This is a genomic window from Mycobacterium toneyamaense (genome assembly GCF_055384815.1).
Genome location: NZ_AP040333.1, coordinates 5,651,035 through 5,665,550, shown reverse-complemented (window position 1 = coordinate 5,665,550; position 14,516 = coordinate 5,651,035). Strand labels below are relative to the sequence as shown.

The following is a 14,516-nucleotide window of genomic DNA, read 5'->3' as shown; positions in this document are numbered from 1 at the left end:
ATCGGGGCGGTGTCGGTGTCGGTCACGCGGACTTCACCCGGCAGGCGACGTCGGCGTTGCCGTGCTCGTCGGACTGTTCGTCGCGGACAACGTCATTCACCTTCATCCGGCAGCCGACGGTGCCGCCGTGCACCTGGACCGAGATGCTGCCGGAGACGACGGTGAGGGTCGTGGTCTCGGTGTGCGACCACGGCAGTTCGGTGAGATCGACCTTGTGGGGGTGTCCGCTGATGTCGACGTACGAAAGCAGGCCGCCGGACCCGAGGGTGCCGAACACCTCGTAGGTGAGCGTCTTGGGGGTGAACTCCGGGGGCGCCTGCGGCGGGTTGACGGCCAGCACCGGTCCAGGCTCGGAGAATTCGTGGACCTTGACCATGCACAGCACGCCGACGCCGATCGCGATGAGGGCGATCAACGGCATCCAGGCTCGTGCGAGGAATCGTCGGGCGGTAGAGCGTTGGCTCACTCGATCACCTTTCGACGTCGGCGAGTTGTATATCAACTAACTTGAGATGAATCGGCGTAAACACTATCAGTGATTGGACACGCACGGCTTTCCACATATTCCGTGGAATAGAAAGACGAGGTGAGAGCGTCCAGCTAATTCCCAGAATCCACCAAGGTGACGTTTCCGAGCCGCTTTTTCAGCTTGATCACGCGGAAGATCTGGGTGGTCACATTGATGGACGAGATCATGGCGATGACCCCGAGAAAGGTGCGCTCCGAAGGGGTTGCGCCGTGGAGTTGCTCGAGACTGCCGAGCACGTAGAAACACCCCAGCGAAAAGATCGTCAGGGGAATTGCGAATGTCATCAACGTCCGCTGATTGTCGATCACCTGGGTGGCATATTCGAGCTCTTCAGCGGTCATCGGCTGGCGCTTGCGGACCTTCGTGAGCACCGTCTGCTTGGCCCGGACGTTTTCGGCGATCGGCAACTGCGGTTGTTTCCGCAGGCGCTGGATGTAGAAGAACATCACCGTCGCGGCGAACAGCAGCGTCAGCAGGGCGACGTCGGCCAGCTTGCCGAACAGGTGCCAGTCGGTGCCGAGGAAGTTCCAATCCATGGGGCACTCCTTTGCAGTTCGCAGATGGGTGGGACGTTACCTCAGCTAACTGGCAACACGCGGTACTTGTCAACTCAGTTGATATAGGGTCTTGATGCTCGACCGCTCATGACACAGACTGGCCGTGATGACGCACGTGCAGACCGTCAGGGGCCCGGTGCCCGTCGACCGCCTCGGGGCCACGCTCATGCATGAGCACGTGTTCATCCTGAGCGACGAGATCCGGCAGAACTTCCCGGACTATCCGTCGCGATGGGACGAGGACGCCCGCGTCGCCGACGCGATAGACCAACTGCGCCAATGCAAATCGCGTGGCATCGACACCATCGTCGACCCGACGGTGATCGGATTGGGCCGGTACCTGCCCCGGATTCAGCGGGTCAACGAGCAGGTCGACATCAACATCGTCGTCGCGACCGGCATCTACACCTACAACGACGTGCCGTTCCAGTTCCTGCACACCGGTCCCGGCCTGCTGTTCGACACCCCCGAGCCGATGGTCGAGCTGTTCGTCAGGGATATCCGGGAGGGCATCGGCGGTACCGGCGTGCGCGCGGCCTTCCTGAAATGCGCCATCGAGCATCAGGGACTGACGCCGGGCGTCGAGCGGGTGATGCGCGCCGTCGGCCAGGCCCACGTGCAGACCGGCGCGCCGATCACCGTGCACACCGACGTGCACAGCCGCTCCGGGCTCGTCGCGCAGAAAGTGCTGGGGGAGGAGGGCGTCGACCTCACGAAGGTGGTGATCGGGCACTCGGGCGACAGCACCGATCTCGATTACCTGTGCGCGCTCGCCGATGCCGGTTCGTATCTCGGCATGGACCGCTTCGGGCTCGACATCCTGCTGCCGTTCGAGCAGCGCGTCGACACCGTGGCGGAACTCGCCAGACGCGGATACGCCGAGAAGATGGTGCTGGCGCATGACAGTTCGTGTTTCATCGACTGGTTCTCGCACGAGGGGAAACTGGCCGCGGTGCCCAACTGGAACTTGACGCACATCAGCGACGACGTACTGCCCGCACTGCGCGAACGCGGCGTCACCGACCAACAGCTCACCACCATGCTGGTCGATAATCCACGCCGGTATTTCGGCGGCGAGATCAGTTGAGCCGCAGCGGGATGCGTCTACTACTTATCTCCGACACCCACGTGCCCAAGCGCGCCCGCGACATGCCGGCGCGAGTCTGGGACGAGGTGGCCCGCGCCGACGTGGTGTTGCACGCCGGCGACTGGGTGGACGTCGCACTGCTCGACGAACTCGAGCTGCGAGCGACACGGCTGGTCGGCTGCTGGGGCAACAACGACGGCCTCGACCTGCGGGCCCGTCTGCCCGAGCGGGCCGACGTGACGCTCGAGGGCGTCCGGTTCACTGTCACGCACGAGACCGGCGCGTCGGCCGGCCGCGACGCGCGCATGGCACGGCTGTACCCCGACACCGACGTACTGGTGTTCGGGCACAGCCACATTCCGTGGGACAGCACCGCGACAACCGGACTGCGGCTGCTCAACCCCGGCTCGCCGACCGACCGCCGACGCCAGCCGCACTGCACCTACATGACGGCCTCGGTCGGCGATGGCACGTTGTCGGACGTAGTGCTTCATAAGCTCTGACCCGCGGGAAATTGACGCTAGGTTGGTCGGCATGGAGCAGAAGCCGCCCACCGATGCCATTGCCGCCGCCAACCGCGCCCACACCGCGACGCTGCCGTTCGCGGACACCCGGGACTTCGAGGACGCCGACCGCGGCTTCATCGCCGCGATGGAACCGTGCGTCGTCACCGCGGCCGACGGAAGAGTGGTGTGGGACAACGACTCCTACAACTTCCTGAACGGCGACGCGCCGGACACCGTGCACCCGAGCCTGTGGCGGCAGTCGCAGTTGTGCGCCAAGCAGGGCCTCTACGAGGTGGTGCCGGGCATCTATCAGGTGCGCGGCCTGGACCTGTCGAACATCAGCTTCATCGAGAGTGACACCGGCATCATCGTCATCGACCCGCTGATCTCCACCGAGACCGCGGCGGCGGCGCTGGCGCTGTACCGCGCGCACCGCGGTGACCGTGCGGTCCGGGCCGTCATCTACACGCACAGCCACGCCGACCACTTCGGCGGCGTGCTGGGCGTGACGTCGCAGGCCGAGGTCGACGCCGGCCACGTCGTGGTCATCGCGCCGGAGGGTTTCACCGAGCACGCGGTACAGGAAAACGTCTATGCCGGAACGGCAATGGCGCGGCGGGCGGGCTACATGTACGGCGCGGCGCTCGACCGCGGTCCGCAGGGGCAGGTCGGCTGCGGCCTGGGACAGGTCGGGTCGACGGGTGAGGTGGCACTGATCGTGCCGACGCTCGACATCAAGGTGACGGGCGAGACCCACACCATCGACGGCGTCGAGATCGAGTTCCAGATGGCGCCCGGCACCGAGGCGCCCGCCGAGATGCACTTCTATTTCCCGCAATTCCGCGCGCTGTGCATGGCCGAGAACGCCACCCACAACCTGCACAACCTGCTGACGTTGCGCGGCGCGCTGGTCCGTGACCCGCACGGCTGGGCGGGCTACCTGACCGAGGCCATCGACACCTTCTCCGGCCGCGCCGACGTGGTCTTCGCGTCGCACCACTGGCCGACGTGGGGGCAGGACAACATCGTCGAATACCTGTCGCTGCAACGGGATCTGTACGCCTACCTGCACGACCAGACGCTGCGCCAGCTCAACCAGGGCTACACCGGCATCGAGATCGCCGAAACCTTCCAGATGCCACCGGCTCTGGAGAAGGCCTGGCACACGCACGGGTACTACGGCTCGGTCAGCCACAACGTCAAGGCCGTCTACCAGCGCTACATGGGCTGGTTCGACGGCAATCCGGGCCGCCTCTGGCAGCACCCGCCGGCCGCCGCGGCGCCGCGCTACGTCGCGGCGATGGGCGGTATCGACCGGGTCGTCGAGCTGGCGCAGGCCGCGTTCGACGAGGGCGACTTCCGTTGGGCGGTAACCCTGTTGGACCACGCGATCTTCACCGACGAGCATCACCCCGCGGCCCGGGCGCTGTATGCGGACACGCTGGAGCAGATGGCCTACGGTGCCGAGAACGCCGTGTGGCGCAACTTCTTCCTGTCCGGTGCCACCGAGCTGCGGGTCGGGAACTTCGGTACCCCGACGCAGAGCTCGTCGCCGACGCTGCTCGCGCAGCTGACCCCGGCGCAGATGTTCGACACCTTCGCGATCAACATCAACGGCCCGCGGTCGTGGGACCTGAACCTGGCCATCGACGTGACGTTCCAGGATGTCGCGACCAACTACCGGTTGAGCCTGCGCAACGGCGTGCTGGTGTACCGCAAGGTGGCCGCCGACCCGGATACCGCCCAGGCCACCGTCACGCTGGCGAACAAGTTGCGGCTCTTGGCGTTTGCCGCGGGCGACACCAGCTCGCCGGGTGTCGAGGTTACGGGTGACGCCAGTGCCCTGCCCACGCTGCTGGGCGCGATCGACCGGCCCGACCCGGCGTTCAACATCATCACGCCGTAGCCGGGCCGGCCGTCTCGGCTATACGGTCGGCACCCAGTTGCCGTGGAAGCCGGCCGGCACGCGGTGCGGCAGTTTGATGCTCGCGACGTCCTGCAGCGTCTGGGCGTCGAGGATCGCCAGCTCACTGCGGTCGGTCGGCGCGTCGTAGACAAAGCCCATCAGCACGCCGTCGTCTTCGGCGGCGGTCGCCGACGACGGGTGAAAGACGAACTCGCCCAGCTCTTTCCCGGCACCGAAGTGACGGGTCGCGGTATTGCCGCCGACGAAGTCGTGTTTGAGCAGCGCGTCACTGCCACTGACTCCCTCTGCGATCATCGGCGCGTAGCCGTAACGGTGACGCTTGCCGACCAGGCGTTCGTCGACGCGGGGGAACTCCTGGGGGTGGTCGTCCACGCGGTCCTCGAGCACCTTGCCGGCGCTGAGGTCGATGGTCCACCGGTCCAGGGTCGGCGGCCCTTCGTTGGGGCCGATGCGGTCTGTGTCGAACATCTTCGGGTGCCGCACCACGTCCAGGACGATCGTGTTGTCGTCGGGGGAGTCGTAGGCGTTCATCGGGTGGAAGACGTAGCACGGTTCGACGTCGAACCAGCGCACGTCGGCGTTCCCGCCGTCGCGGGGCATCACGCCGATGCGCGCCGGGTACTTGGGATTCCACGAGTACGGGAAGCGCCGATCACTCGATCTGAAGCTCGACTGGCGCGCGACGACGGGATCGGGAATCTTGACCCGGCCGATCACCGAGGACAACAGCAGTCGCGCCGGCAGTCGCAGTGCCTTTGGCACCACCATCTCGGTGATGGTCCGCGCGTCGAAGCTCACGGGCAGGTCGTAGAAGATGACGTGGCGCTCGGTCAGCGAGAAGTCGTGCATCATCGGGCTGCCGTGGACCTCGATGTCGACGGTGCGCCGGGCTCGGCCGTCGGTACCGATCACCGAGTACTGCACGGTGTTGCCGCGGGTGAAGCTGTACGAAACCGCATGCAGTTCACCGGTTTCCGGATCGCGCTTCGGGTGTGCGGTGTAGCCGCCGCTGAGGGTGCCGTCGAAATCGCACGCGCCGACGGTGTCCAGTTCGTCGGTCAGCTCATAACTCGCCCCGCCGCCTTCGACCAGTGCCAGGGTCTTGCCGGCGTGGCCCAGCACGTTGGTGTTGGCGCCGATGCCGAACGGACTACCGTGCCCGGGCGGCGTGCCCTCGCCGAGCGCCGCCGTGGTCAACGGCCCACGCACCCAACGATTGCGGTACCACTCGGCCTTGCCGTCGCGGAGGCGGATGCCGTGCACCATGCCGTCACCGAGGAACCAGTTGTAGAGCTCGGGGTCGATTTCGCCGATCGGGTTGGGGCCGTTGCGCAGATAGCGGCCGTCCAGGTAGTCCGGGATCGTGCCGGTCACGGACAGATCGGTCAGGGTGTACTCGTCGTGCAGTGGCGCGAAGGCGCCTTCCAGGTAGCGGTTGGTCATCCCAGAACCTCCATAACAGTGTTATTGGCCGCGGTTACTGGTATAACACTGTTATGAGAGGTCTGCAAGGGTGAGCGAAGAAATTCGTCGGCAATTGATCGAAGCCGGCATCGTGATACTCGAACGCGACGGTCTCCAGGCGCTGACGGTGCGAAAGCTCGCCGCCGAGGTGGGCACGTCGACCATGGTCGTGTACACCCACTTCGGTTCGATGACCGGTGTGGTCGACGCCCTGTCGGCCGAGATCTTCGCGCGGTTCGGTGCAGCGCTGGCAGCCATCCCGCATACCGATGACCCGGTGGCGGACTTCTTCTCGATGGGCGCCGCGTACCGCCGGTTCGCACTGAAGAATCCGCAGCACTATCAATTGATGTTCGGCACGACGGTCCCGGCGTCGTTGTCGAGCGTCCGCAGCGATCTGACGGTGACCGGCCATGCCACGTCGCGCGACGCGTCCTTCCAGACGCTCTGCGATTCCGTGCGCCGGATGGCCGAGGCCGGCCGCATCCGCGACGACGGCGAAGTCGCTGTCGCAGGCCGCATCTGGAGCATGTGCCACGGGGCGGTGATGCTCGAGATGGCCGGATTCTTCGGCGCGGAAGGCCACGGACTGCGGGATATTCTCACCCCGATGATCGTCGATTTCCTCGTCGGAATGGGCGACGAACGAGACCGTGCCAACGAGTCACTCGCCACCGCGGCCGCTGCGCTCGTGGCGAGCGGTCATCTGTGACCTAGGCGAAACCACCGTCGCGTGTGGTTTTGCTGGATTCTATCTTCGCCGGGTTCAAAATTGGCGAATAGCACCGGCCGGGGCGCCCAGTCGCAGGTAAGGTAGCGCCGTGACCACGGGTGCGGTGCGGGGCGGGGCCTTCCCTGACGCATCGTCGGCGGCGCAGGAAAAAGCATTGTCGGGAGGTGACGACCCAGTCGCGGAGCGTGACTTCCGGGCGGCCTTCGACGATCAGGGACGCGCTCTCCGGCTGGAACTCTGGCTCGTGATGCTGCTGGGAGTTGGCGCAGTACTCCTGTTTCACCGGTATTTGCTCAAGGTGCCGCCAGAGCTGCTGGCGTGGGGGCCGCTCCTGATTGTCGCCATCGGGATCCCTGCCCTCCTGCGCTGGGTGAGTGGGTCCAGCGGCCCCGTACGGCGGTGGTCTCAGGCACTGTTCGTGATTGCGGCCTATCTCGATATCGCGTGCATGATGGCCGTGCGCACCATCTGCTTGCAGCACGGCATGGACGTGCTGCCGATCATCGTTCCTGTCACCATCCTGATGAGCCTGGTGGTCGTGCAGATCCGGTTCGTGTTCATGGTTCCGGCCATGCTTCTGGGCCTGGTCGGCATCGTCGTCGCCGAATTGAGTCTGAACGCGGTCACCTCTTCGACATTGTTCCAGTTGATGGCGTCCGCCGGGATCGTCAGCGTGTCCCCGGCATCGGCCTATGAGTTGGAGAACAGCAGCCGCCACGCCTGGCTGCGCCAACGCGAGCTCGATGAGCTCACCCGCGTCGACAGTTTGACCGGTCTCCCCAACCGGCGATTTTTCGACGAAAGCCTGGACGCTGCAGTGGAATCTGCTGCCGCCGGGGACTCCGTCGTGCTCGCCATTCTCGATCTCGACGAGTTCAAAAGCCTCAATGACCGGCTGGGGCACATCGCCGGAGACGAATGTTTGGCGGCGGTCGGTGCACACCTGCGTGAGCAGATCGACACACGACATGAGTTTGCGGCCCGCTACGCCGGCGAAGAGTTCGTCGTGATGTGGCACGGCACCACACCGGAGAATGCGCGTCGACGTGCTGAACTGTTGCGCGAATCGATCGGCACGTTGCGCATCATGCGGTCGAATGACGGCGCCGTGGTCACGGCGTCCGCCGGGTCCGCCGAGATTCTCGTGCCGCCGGATGTGCGACCGCTGACCGCCGAGCGCCGGTCTGCGTTGATTCACAGGCTCATCGATCGTGCCGATCGTGCCCTGTATCAGGCGAAGGCCGCGGGCCGGAACCGAATTGTGCATGACCGCAACGAGAATCACAGTGCGGACACCCGCGTAACGGCACCGCTTGTCGCGGACAGGTCGCCCGGCCAACGTGCACTCCCGGAACTCCAGACAAAGACGTCCACACTGCGCTTTCTCAACCGGCAGGACGAAGCGGCGTTTCTCGGCATGTACGAGGTACAGGGCCGTCGCACCCGGCGGTTCATCATGATCGGTCTGCTGCTGGTGTGCGCATTCATCTTCGTGTTTCAGGAGCCGCTGCTCAAAATTCCCTCCGAGGCAGTGACTTTCGGCCGGCTCACCCTTGGTGTCGGTATCGCGCCCGCCGCAGTCGTCGCTCTGATCGGCGCGAGTTGGGTGCGGCTGCGCGCGTGGTCGGCACCGATCTACATCGGTGCGGTCGCTGTGATCCTGTCCGCCCAGATGTTCGAGCGGGCGATTCAGACGCCCAAAGGGTTCGATGTCGTCCCCTACCTGATGCCGGTGGCGGTGCTGTTGAGCCTGGCTGTCGTGCAGATCGTGTACCGGTTGCTGATGCCGTCGATGGTCACGCTCACCACAGGCATCATCATCGTCGAAATGGTCAGTCTGCCCATCACGAGCAACGAGTTCTTGACCATCTGCGCGACCATCCTCATGGTCTTCGTCTGCTTGCGCTTCGCGTACCTGCTGGAGCGCTCTCGGCGGCTCGATTGGAGCCGTTCACGGCTTCTCGAAGAGCTCAGCAGCACCGACCCCCTGACCGGCCTGCCCAACCGGAGAGCTTTCACAGCCGAGCTGCGCGAGCGACTGGTTTCCGGGGTTGCGCCGGCGGTGCTGCTGATCGACGTCGACTACTTCAAGCAGTACAACGACCGACTCGGACACCCGGCGGGTGACGCATGTCTGCGCACCGTCGCAGACCAATTGCGCAGTGCGACAGCCGAATGTGGCGGCTTCGCGGCTCGCCTCGGCGGCGAGGAGTTCGCCGTCGTTCTCGCCGGTGGTGCCGAAACCACGGATACGCCGGAGAGGGTTCGCATGGCCGTCACCGGCCGACGTCAGGGTGACGACGGCGATCGCCCTCGCGTCACGGCTTCTGCAGGGCTCGCAGCGTGGCCGGCTGGCGTAGCGGTCGATGATCCCGACACCGCCGCCTCGCAGTTGCTCAGCCGTGCGGACCGGGCGCTCTACGCGGCCAAGCACCTTGGCCGCAATCGGTTGGAAGTCGATGGCGTGAGCCCGAATTCCCCCGTTTAGGCGAAACCACCGTCGGCGCGCAGGATCGAGCCGGTGGTGAAGCTGGATGCGTCGGACATCAAAAACAGTGCAGCGCCGACGATTTCGCGAGGATCACCGGCGCGCTGCAGCGGCAGCGAGCGGAAGGCGCTCGACGGATCCGCACCCCACGCCTTGCTGATGTCGGTGAGGAACGGCCCGGCCATCAGGGTGTTGACCCGCACCGTCGGGCCAAACGCTTTCGCGAAACCCTCTGTGAGCGTGTTCAATCCGGCCTTGGCGGCCGCGTACGGCAGCATGTGGGCGTCGGGCCGCAGTGAGCCCGACGAACTGATGTTGATGATCGACCCGCCGCCGTCGGCCACCATCCGCTCGCCGATCAGTGCCGACAACCGGAACGGCCCCTTGAAGTTCAGATTCACCACAGCGTCGAACAGCTTCTCGGGCACCGAGTCCAGCGATTCGTACAACGGCGACATCCCGGCGTTGTTCACCAGCACGTCGACCTTGCCGAACGCGTCATAGGCGGCGTCCACCAAACCGTCCAACTCGTCCCAGCGGCCGACGTGCACCTGATGGGCCAGTGCGGCCCGGCCCGTCTCGGCGACGACCTCGGCAGCAGTGGCCTGACACGACTCCAGGTTCCGGCTGGCGATGATGACGTCGGCGCCGCAGTGGGCCGCCGCGAACGCCATCTCCCTGCCGAGTCCGCGGCTGCCTCCGGTGATCAGGACCACCCGGTCCGTGAGGTCGAACAGTTCGTCGGCGTACCCCATGGCGGCTCCTTCGGTGCTGGGGTGGCGTGTTGGTCCCCATGTTGTCACGGCGACCGTGGCGTAGTGGTCGTGCGCCATCGGCAGTGTTTCCCGCACGTTCACACGCCGTTACACTTATATATACGAGTACTGAAATCGTGCATAACTTGTATTGACAACTATGGCGATGTGCCGCACTGTTATTGCCATGCCAAATCAACGGAGCTACGACGTCGTTGTCGTAGGAGCTGGAATCGTCGGCCTTGCCCACGCCTATCACGCCCACCGTCGCGGACTGGCGGTCGCGGTGGTCGATCACGCCGCCGGTGTGGTCGGCGCGTCGGTGCAGAACTTCGGCCACGCGTGCATCACCGCGCAGAACGGTGTCGCGCTGGACTACGCCCGGGCCGGCCGGCAGCACTGGCTCGGTCTGTCCCGGCAGGCCGGGTTCTGGTCGAAGCAGGCGGGCACCTACTGCGTCGCCCGCCACGAGGACGAACTGGCCGTCATGCGTGAATTCGTCGACGTCCGGCCCAGCGGTGACGTGCACCTGCTCAGCCGCCGGCAGCTGCTCGACCGCGTGCCGGTGCGCGATCCGCGCGTAGTCGGGGGCATGTACCTGCCCAATGACCTTCAGGTCGACCCGCGAACGGCGGTGCCATCCATCGCGCGGTGGCTGGAATCGCAGGGCGTCGACTTCCATTGGCGTACCGCGGCTTCCGGCTTCGAACCGGGCCTCGTGCACACCTCGCGCGGGCCGATACATACCGAGACCACCTTCATCGCCGTCAACTACGACATCGACCGGCTCTTTCCCGAACTGGCTGAGCGCGACGGATTGCTGCGCTGCCGGCTGCACATGATCCGGGCCAGGCTGCCGCTGGCGGTCACGCTCCCCGCGCCGCTGTTCACCGGTTGGTCGTTGCTGCGGTACTCAGGTTTCGAGGACCTGCCCAGCGTCGGGGCCGTCGCACAGCGACTGCGGGACGAGCACCCCGAGGCGGTGGACATCGACCTGCACCTGATGTTCACGCTGCAGCCCGACGGCTCGCTGTTGATCGGCGACACCCACATCCGGGAAGTCGCAGCGGCGCCGTTCCAGTCTGAGCAGGGCTTCGACATCCTGCTCAGCCAAACCCGAAAACTGTTCGGCATCAACGACATCGAAGTCAGAGAACGGTGGCAGGGCGTCTACAGCTCGGCCCCAGGGCAGGAGTTCCTCATCGAGGAGCCGGTGGAACGCACCCATGTCGTGACGGTCACCACCGGGATCGGCATGACGACCGGCCTGGGCCTGGCGGCCGCCGTCGTCGACCGGGTGCTGTCGCCGAGCGGCATCCCGGCAACCGTCTGAACCACACCAAACATCAACCACCACAAAGGAAAAGGACGCGAAAGTGGAAAGTCAATCAGCACCCGGAATCAGCCTGGTCGTGTTCGACATGGCCGGCACGACAGTCGAGGACACCGGCCTGGTACAGCAATCGTTCCTGGCCGCCGACAGTCATGCCGGTCTGTCGAAGACCGACTCGGACCGCGAAGAGATGCTGCGCTACGTCGCCGACACCATGGGGCAGTCGAAGATCGTCGTGTTCCGCCACCTCAGCCGCGGGAACGAAGAGCAAGCGCAAGCGGCAAACAAGGAGTTCGAGCGCTGTTACGCCCAGTTGGTCGCAGACGGCAACTGTAGCCCCATCCCGCAGGCCGAACATGTCATTACATCTTTGCGGTCCCGCGGTATCAAGGTAGCGCTGACCACCGGCTTCGCCCGGGAAACCCAGCAGGCCATCATCGATGCGCTGGGTTGGCAGGACCTCGCCGACGCAGTGCTCTGCCCCGCTCCCGGCGTCCGCGGGCGGCCCTACCCCGACATGGCGCTCGCAGCCCTCATGCAGACCGAGACCGACTCGGTGCAATCGATGGTGGTCGTCGGCGACACCTCGTCGGACGTCATCACCGGCCTGCGCGCCGGAGCACGCGCTTCGGTCGGCGTGCTGACCGGCGCGCACAACGCCGCGCAGCTGTCCGCTGCCGGCGCCACCCACGTCCTGGACAGCGTGGCCGACCTGCCCGGTTTGGTGGCAACCCTGGGCTGATCCGACCACGCACTCCGCGGTGGTCGGGCGCCGCACCCTCGGCCCCGGCCACCCCCGCTCTTCTCACTCTAACCTCTCGCGCTCTCGCGCCAAAACCCTTGCCTTGCCGACGATCTCGATGGCGCTTTGACGCCTCCGGTCGGCCCCTCTTCTTTTCCGCGCTCCCTTACCCCGCATCCAGTGGAAGTGAACAGCCATGTCGCACACCCTGCTGTCCAAGTCGCGCACCACCAATCCGAAGTACCAACGCTGGCGTATCCGCATCTTTGCCATCACCTGGATCGCCTGTGCCGGTTTCTATTTCACCCGTCAGACGTTCTCCGTCGCCAAGCTCGGCATTCTCGAAGACCCCGTCCTGCACCTCCATCTGACCAAGAGCGTCATGGCCAACCTCGACGCCGCGTATCTCACGGCCTACGCCGTCGGCCAATTCGTCTGGGGTCAGGTCTCCGACCGGTTCGGCCCGCGCGTGGTCGTGCTCGGCGGCCTGGCCATCTCGGCGGTCGCTACCCTGTTCATGGGTCTGCTGCCGGCCGTGGTCTTCCTGTTGCCGTTGATGATCGTGCAAGGCCTGGCTCAATCGACGGGCTGGTCGGGCACGTTGAGCAACATGTCCCAGTTCTTCTCCGTCGGGGAACGTGGCCACGTCCTGGGGCTGTGGAGCACCAACTACGCCTTCGGCGGCCTCGTCGCCGCGCCGGTCGTCGGCTGGTTCGCCTACGACCTGTTCGGCAGCTGGCGCGCGGCGTTCTTCAGTGGTGCGGCCATCGTCGCTGCGGTGTTCGTCCTGTTCTTCATCTTCCAGCGCAACAGCCCTGCCGATGTCGGCCTGCCGCCTATCGAGGAGTACCGGGCGGCCGAGGATTCCGTGGAGGGGGTCGAGCTCGACGCCGCCGCTGCGGACGAGGCCATCGCCGAGCCCAGCTCGTCGTGGCGCGAGTCCCTGGCTGTCGTGCTGAAGGATCAAATGGTGAGAACCCTTGGGGCAGCGTACTTTCTGCTCAAGCCGGCGCGCTACGCCATCCTGCTGTGGGGCCCGGTGATCGTCGCCGAACAGCTGCACGACGGTGACAAGTTCACCGCGGTGACCGTCCCGGTGGCGTTCGGCATCGCCGGCGTCATCGCCCCGATCCTGCTGGGCCGCGTCTCGGACAAGGTGTTCAAGGCCCGCCGGGTGCCGGCGAGCGTGATCAGCCTGGCCGTGCTGGTTGTGGTGCTCATGCTGTTCGGGCCGCTGACCGCGACGGGCAATGTGTGGATCATGGTCGGCGTCCTCGGCCTGATCGGCCTGACCGTCTATGGCGCCGATGCCATGATCTCGTGTATCGCGGCCGTCGACTTCGGTACGTCCAAGCACGCGGGCACGGCGACGGGCATCATCAACGGCTGCGGCTCGGTCGGCGCCATCCTCGGTGGCCTGCTGCCGGGTTACCTGGGCACCTCGGCACTGTTCTACGGCTTCGCCGGGGCCGCGTTCATCGCCATGCTGCTGTTGATTCCCTACTGGAACCGGATGCCGGTGGCCGACTAGCCACCTGTGCGCGATCCCCCGCGAGTTCGCTTGCGGGGGATCGTTCGTCAGGCGCGGACGTCGATGGTGCGGGCGTTGACGATGCTGAAGGCCACCACGTCGGGCCGGTAACGGTCGTCGGAATATTCGAACGCCACCCCGAACTGATCGCGTGAGGTACGACGCTCACGCAACAGGGGACTGCCCCGCTCGAGGTGCATGTTCTCGGCGTCGATGTCGTCGGCGGCGACAGCGTCCAGCATGTGCTCCATGGCGTCCCACTGCACACCACGGTCGGTGAGATAGTCCGTGATGGATCCGGAGTCGGTGTCGAATTCGAACAGCAGCGAACCCACCGCGTCGGTGAAACTGCTCCGCTCGATCATCACGGGTTCACCGTCGAGCAGTCGCACGCGCAGCACTTCGACGACGAAGTCGTCGGTGGTCAGGCTCAGCGCGGTGGCCGCGGTCTCGCCGGCGCGTCGGCGCGAGATCTCCAGGGTTCGGCTCCCTGCGGTGCGGCCGTTGCGTTCGGCCCACTGGGTGAACGGTGTGAACGTGTCCAGCGTCTGGCGGACGTCGTGGCTGCGGACGGTGGCCGGCTTGCCCCGCGAAATGCGGATCAGGCCTTCGTTTTTCAGCGTCGCGAGGGCCTGGCGGACCGGACCTCGGGATACGTCGAACTCCGCGCACAGTGCGCTCTCGGCGGGCAGTGACTCACCGATCTGGTACTCGTGCCGCGTGATCCGCTGCCGCAGCACGGCCGCGACGTGCTCATGGCGCGACCGGGAGCCGACCATCGGTGTACCGCCTCTCGGTGTCTTGTCATGACAACTTAGCTGCATAGTATTGCCCGTCAGCGCACAACCGCTGTGGAGGAAACCG

At 65.7% G+C, this 14,516-nt stretch carries 13 protein-coding genes; 8 read left to right on the top strand and 5 right to left on the bottom strand.

All coding sequences use genetic code 11. The features are described from left to right. Positions 1-22 precede the first annotated feature (22 nt). Both ACZ5IQ_RS27265 and ACZ5IQ_RS27260 read right to left on the bottom strand, forming a co-directional pair. Positions 23-421, bottom strand: a complete 399-nt coding sequence (locus ACZ5IQ_RS27265) for an MmpS family transport accessory protein (RefSeq protein WP_029119092.1) — start codon at positions 419-421, stop codon at positions 23-25. A gap of 179 nt (positions 422-600) precedes the next feature. Then, positions 601-1,065 carry a hypothetical protein gene (locus tag ACZ5IQ_RS27260; RefSeq protein WP_029119091.1) on the bottom strand — a complete coding sequence of 155 codons (465 nt, stop codon included), beginning with the start codon at positions 1,063-1,065 and terminating at the stop codon, positions 601-603. Positions 1,066-1,192: 127 nt separating this feature from the next. Here ACZ5IQ_RS27260 and ACZ5IQ_RS27255 point away from each other — a divergent pair, with 127 nt between their 5' ends. From ACZ5IQ_RS27255 to ACZ5IQ_RS27245, 3 genes are read left to right on the top strand one after another with little or no spacing between them, the layout of a single operon-like run. Next, a complete protein-coding gene (locus ACZ5IQ_RS27255; RefSeq protein WP_346415895.1) occupies positions 1,193-2,173 on the top strand; it encodes a phosphotriesterase family protein in 981 nt (326 codons plus the stop codon). Positions 2,174-2,184: 11 nt separating this feature from the next. Then, entirely contained in the window at positions 2,185-2,676 is a 492-nt protein-coding gene (locus ACZ5IQ_RS27250; protein ID WP_346415894.1) for a metallophosphoesterase family protein, read from the top strand. 31 nt (positions 2,677-2,707) lie between these two features. Further along, complete coding sequence (locus ACZ5IQ_RS27245) at positions 2,708-4,585, top strand: alkyl/aryl-sulfatase (RefSeq protein WP_318983946.1); 1,878 nt, start codon at positions 2,708-2,710, stop codon at positions 4,583-4,585. An 18-nt stretch (positions 4,586-4,603) separates the two neighbouring features. Here the strand turns inward: ACZ5IQ_RS27245 and ACZ5IQ_RS27240 are convergent, their stop codons facing one another. Next, positions 4,604-6,049 carry a carotenoid oxygenase family protein gene (locus tag ACZ5IQ_RS27240; protein WP_464480536.1) on the bottom strand — a complete coding sequence of 482 codons (1,446 nt, stop codon included), beginning with the start codon at positions 6,047-6,049 and terminating at the stop codon, positions 4,604-4,606. 70 nt (positions 6,050-6,119) lie between these two features. Between ACZ5IQ_RS27240 and ACZ5IQ_RS27235 the strand changes: the two genes are divergently transcribed. Next, positions 6,120-6,782: a TetR/AcrR family transcriptional regulator gene (locus ACZ5IQ_RS27235; protein WP_212807434.1), complete on the top strand. Its 663-nt coding sequence runs from the start codon at positions 6,120-6,122 to the stop codon at positions 6,780-6,782. A 109-nt stretch (positions 6,783-6,891) separates the two neighbouring features. Further along, a complete protein-coding gene (locus ACZ5IQ_RS27230) occupies positions 6,892-9,291 on the top strand; it encodes a GGDEF domain-containing protein (RefSeq protein WP_212807433.1) in 2,400 nt (799 codons plus the stop codon). On the opposite strand, the gene ACZ5IQ_RS27225 is transcribed toward ACZ5IQ_RS27230, so the two are convergent. Beyond that, positions 9,288-10,046, bottom strand: a complete 759-nt coding sequence (locus ACZ5IQ_RS27225; RefSeq protein ID WP_212814521.1) for an SDR family NAD(P)-dependent oxidoreductase — start codon at positions 10,044-10,046, stop codon at positions 9,288-9,290. The genes ACZ5IQ_RS27230 and ACZ5IQ_RS27225 overlap by 4 nt on opposite strands. Positions 10,047-10,233: 187 nt before the next feature. On the opposite strand from ACZ5IQ_RS27225, the gene ACZ5IQ_RS27220 reads away from it, so the two are divergent. The 3 genes from ACZ5IQ_RS27220 (at position 10,234) to ACZ5IQ_RS27210 (ending at position 13,652) form a co-directional block, all read left to right on the top strand. Beyond that, on the top strand, positions 10,234-11,379 hold the full coding sequence (locus ACZ5IQ_RS27220) for a TIGR03364 family FAD-dependent oxidoreductase (protein WP_212807432.1): 1,146 nt from the start codon (positions 10,234-10,236) through the stop codon (positions 11,377-11,379). An 88-nt stretch (positions 11,380-11,467) separates the two neighbouring features. Next, entirely contained in the window at positions 11,468-12,121 is a 654-nt protein-coding gene (locus ACZ5IQ_RS27215; protein ID WP_244872907.1) for a phosphonatase-like hydrolase, read from the top strand. Positions 12,122-12,317: 196 nt separating this feature from the next. Beyond that, the gene (locus tag ACZ5IQ_RS27210) at positions 12,318-13,652 is read left to right on the top strand and encodes an MFS transporter (RefSeq protein ID WP_212807431.1); all 1,335 of its coding nucleotides are present in this window, start codon (positions 12,318-12,320) and stop codon (positions 13,650-13,652) included. A 47-nt stretch (positions 13,653-13,699) separates the two neighbouring features. Here the strand turns inward: ACZ5IQ_RS27210 and ACZ5IQ_RS27205 are convergent, their stop codons facing one another. After that, the gene (locus ACZ5IQ_RS27205) at positions 13,700-14,431 is read right to left on the bottom strand and encodes a GntR family transcriptional regulator (RefSeq protein ID WP_212807430.1); all 732 of its coding nucleotides are present in this window, start codon (positions 14,429-14,431) and stop codon (positions 13,700-13,702) included. Positions 14,432-14,516 lie beyond the last annotated feature (85 nt).

Coding starts and splice junctions, on each gene's coding strand:
- ACZ5IQ_RS27265 (WP_029119092.1), bottom strand. CDS start 421: ATGCCGTTGATCGCCCTCATCGCGATCGGCGTCGGCGTGCTGTGCATG.
- ACZ5IQ_RS27260 (WP_029119091.1), bottom strand. CDS start 1,065: ATGGATTGGAACTTCCTCGGCACCGACTGGCACCTGTTCGGCAAGCTG.
- ACZ5IQ_RS27255 (WP_346415895.1), top strand. CDS start 1,193: ATGACGCACGTGCAGACCGTCAGGGGCCCGGTGCCCGTCGACCGCCTC.
- ACZ5IQ_RS27250 (WP_346415894.1), top strand. CDS start 2,185: ATGCGTCTACTACTTATCTCCGACACCCACGTGCCCAAGCGCGCCCGC.
- ACZ5IQ_RS27245 (WP_318983946.1), top strand. CDS start 2,708: ATGGAGCAGAAGCCGCCCACCGATGCCATTGCCGCCGCCAACCGCGCC.
- ACZ5IQ_RS27240 (WP_464480536.1), bottom strand. CDS start 6,049: ATGACCAACCGCTACCTGGAAGGCGCCTTCGCGCCACTGCACGACGAG.
- ACZ5IQ_RS27225 (WP_212814521.1), bottom strand. CDS start 10,046: ATGGGGTACGCCGACGAACTGTTCGACCTCACGGACCGGGTGGTCCTG.
- ACZ5IQ_RS27220 (WP_212807432.1), top strand. CDS start 10,234: ATGCCAAATCAACGGAGCTACGACGTCGTTGTCGTAGGAGCTGGAATC.
- ACZ5IQ_RS27215 (WP_244872907.1), top strand. CDS start 11,468: ATGGCCGGCACGACAGTCGAGGACACCGGCCTGGTACAGCAATCGTTC.
- ACZ5IQ_RS27210 (WP_212807431.1), top strand. CDS start 12,318: ATGTCGCACACCCTGCTGTCCAAGTCGCGCACCACCAATCCGAAGTAC.
- ACZ5IQ_RS27205 (WP_212807430.1), bottom strand. CDS start 14,431: ATGGTCGGCTCCCGGTCGCGCCATGAGCACGTCGCGGCCGTGCTGCGG.